Origin of the sequence: Streptomyces sp. NPDC050388, assembly GCF_040655635.1 — a bacterium.
Taxonomy (GTDB): Bacteria; Actinomycetota; Actinomycetes; order Streptomycetales; family Streptomycetaceae; genus Streptomyces.
Window position 1 is genome coordinate 1 of the sequence record NZ_JBFAKH010000235.1, and the last position, 2463, is coordinate 2463.

At 70.2% G+C, this 2463-nt stretch carries 4 protein-coding genes and 2 pseudogenes; 4 read left to right on the forward strand and 2 right to left on the reverse strand.

The features are described 5' to 3' along the window. Positions 1-113: 113 nt before the first annotated feature. Positions 114-269: pseudogene (locus AB0I73_RS40990) on the reverse strand (2'-5' RNA ligase family protein); the annotation flags it as partial. Positions 270-401: 132 nt separating this feature from the next. On the opposite strand from AB0I73_RS40990, the gene AB0I73_RS40995 reads away from it, so the two are divergent. The 4 genes from AB0I73_RS40995 to AB0I73_RS41010 all read left to right on the forward strand — a co-directional run bounded on the left by AB0I73_RS40995 (position 402) and on the right by AB0I73_RS41010 (position 2362). Then, positions 402-656 carry an HU family DNA-binding protein gene (locus AB0I73_RS40995; protein ID WP_363045469.1) on the forward strand — a complete coding sequence of 85 codons (255 nt, stop codon included), beginning with the start codon at positions 402-404 and terminating at the stop codon, positions 654-656. Positions 657-680: 24 nt separating this feature from the next. After that, complete coding sequence (locus tag AB0I73_RS41000) at positions 681-1058, forward strand: SRPBCC family protein (RefSeq protein ID WP_363045470.1); 378 nt, start codon at positions 681-683, stop codon at positions 1056-1058. A gap of 170 nt (positions 1059-1228) precedes the next feature. Beyond that, positions 1229-1636: an SRPBCC family protein gene (locus tag AB0I73_RS41005; protein WP_363045471.1), complete on the forward strand. Its 408-nt coding sequence runs from the start codon at positions 1229-1231 to the stop codon at positions 1634-1636. 78 nt (positions 1637-1714) lie between these two features. Continuing rightward, positions 1715-2362, forward strand: coding sequence for an IS6 family transposase (locus tag AB0I73_RS41010; protein WP_363045472.1), 648 nt, complete (start codon positions 1715-1717; stop codon positions 2360-2362). On the opposite strand, the pseudogene AB0I73_RS41015 reads toward AB0I73_RS41010, so the two are convergent. Next, positions 2328-2463: pseudogene (locus AB0I73_RS41015) on the reverse strand (IS6 family transposase); the annotation flags it as partial. The gene AB0I73_RS41010 and the pseudogene AB0I73_RS41015 sit on opposite strands and share 35 nt — an antisense overlap.

Sequence of the window (2463 nt, forward strand, 5' to 3'; positions counted from 1 at the left end):
TCCCGCGCCCGCGGGACGGGGCCGGACGCAAGCGCAGCACCACAGCCAGTGATGCCCGTTGTGCAAGCCCGTCGCTTTAGCGACGGGTAGTTGACAAGGGCGTGTGTCTGGGGTGGAAGATGGTCGGTTGTGGCGAGGGCCAGGTGGGGGCGGTCGGTCGGGTGGTGGTGGGTGGCGAGGCTGGGCAGGCCCGCGTCCGCAAGGCGGCGCCATACGTCTCGGACGGCCCGCTCCGTCGCGGGGTCGGGCAGTAGTTCCACACTGTGCACACGGGCAGCGTACGGTTGGGCGCCGCTGCGTGCGGGGCTGCTGTGGCGGTGTCACGATGGTGGGGTCGGACAGTGGTGGCCGGGCGGGGTGCGGCTGCGCGGGACTTCATCGTCGAGGAGCGGGTGCGTCGTATGGACAGGTCCGGGCTGGTCGAGGCGGTCACACACAAGGCGGCGGAGGGTGGTGACCTGACCTTGGAGCAGGTCGGCCGGGTCGTCGATGCCCTGTTCGGCACCGTCGACCGGGCGGGTGCGATCGCCGAGGCGCTCAGGGCGGGGAAGACCGTCACCCTCACCGGGTTCGGCAGTTTCCATCAGGAGGACGGCGAGGCGGGCCTGCGGCCGGGCAAAGCCCTCAATGAGTTCGTCCACGGTCAGGTCGGCTGACCTGGTACCGGCCCGATGGCCGTCATGACCTTGCGGGCCGCGGGACCGGCCCCCGCCGAGGACGTCTGGTCGCGTTACGTCTCACCCGCCTGCTGGCCGACGTGGTCGCCGCAGATCAGGGCGGTGCGTGTGGCCGGTGAGCGGATTGCACCAGGCATGCGGGGCGAGGTGGTCTCGCTGTTCGGTGTCACCGCGAGGTTCGTCGTGGAGTGCGTCGACGAGGAACGACGGCAGTGGACCTGGCGGGTCCGGCTCGGACCGGTACACATGCGACTGCGTCATGAGGTGTTCGCCCAGGCGGCCGGCTCGGCCACGACACTGCGGGCCGAGGGACCGGCCGTTGCCCTCGCGGCATACGCCGGCCCCGCCCGGTGGGCCCTGGGGCGCCTGGTCCGCGGGTGAACGCGCGGACTGAAGTTCCCCCAAGGCCGGGTAGTTAGGGCTCGGGGGAAGTTCACCGAAGCGAGCCTCCCTGGCTTGTGGTCACTCGCCTGCGTCTCCTCGCTGCCCCTGCCGGGCGACCAAGCACCACTTCCGGTTCGCGTCGCAACTGCTCGGGGAACCCCAACAACGTGGGTGACTACAACGACACGATCACGGTCGCGCCGGACCGGCTCTTCTCCTACCTGGCCGATGTACAGAACCTGCCTGCCTACATGCCGCGCCTGACCTCCGTGCGCCCCCACGACGGTGACCGGGTCACCGTCACAGCCCACATCGACCCCGCGGACGCCCCCGAGCAGGACGTCACCAGCGAAGCGTGGATCCATGTCATCGAAGACGGTAAAAGTCTCGAGCGGGGAGCGCCCGGACCACACGAATACCACGGCAGGCTGCACGTCGCGCCGGGTGAAGGTCCTGCCACCTCACGCCTCACTGTCCAGCTGCATACGGACAGCACCGAAGGCGCCCAGGTCGACCACGGCCTCGAAGAAGCACTGCGCGGCATCAAGAGCGCTGTTGAGGCCGCCGCACACTGAACCGCGTCAGGGCACGCATCTGTTCCGCCAGCGGTTGCACCGGCGTTGCCAGGTTGAGGAATGGCCTTCTCGGGAGGCATGACCATCTGTCTGCTCGGAGCGCTGCAGGGGCGGTCCGTGGTGACGCCGTCCTACCGGGGTTCCCGCTTCCCGTCGAAGGTCATCTCCCACTGTGTGTGGCTGTACTACCGCTTCCACCTGAGCCTGCGCGACCTCCAGGAGCCGATGCCCGGGCGCGGCATCGAGGTCAGCCACGAGACGGTCCACCAGTGGACGCGCTGGTTCGGCCCGGCTGGTGCCGCTGCTCTGCGTCGGCGCCGTCCGGGGCCTGGTGGCAAGGGGCACCCGGTCGAGGTGTTCATCAAGGTAAGCGGTATGCAGCGGTACCCGTGGCGGGCCGTGGACCAGCACGGGAACGGGCCCGGCATCCTGCTGCGGAACCGACGGGACGAGGCCGCGGCCAGGCGTTTCTTCCGGAAGCTGATGAAGAGGCCCCGCACGGTGCCCCGGGTGATCGTCACCGACAGGCTCCGCTCCCACGGCGCCGCCCACCGTGCGCTGAGGCCGTCGGTCGAACACCGCTCGCCCCAGGACCCGAACAACCGGGCCGAGGGCGCTGTCACGTTGTGGGCTGCGTGGGTCTCTGACGGCGCGTCGGGGCGTGGTGGGGACCGGGGATCCGGGCCGGTGTTCAGGCCTCGGCGGGTTGGCCGGCGGCGCCGGTGACCTGGTTCCAGATCGCGAAGCGGACGGTCATCTCGGCGCGGTAGTTCGGGGCGGCGAGGAGGTGACGGCGGGGCCGGAAGTGGGGTGAGATGCCGCTGAAG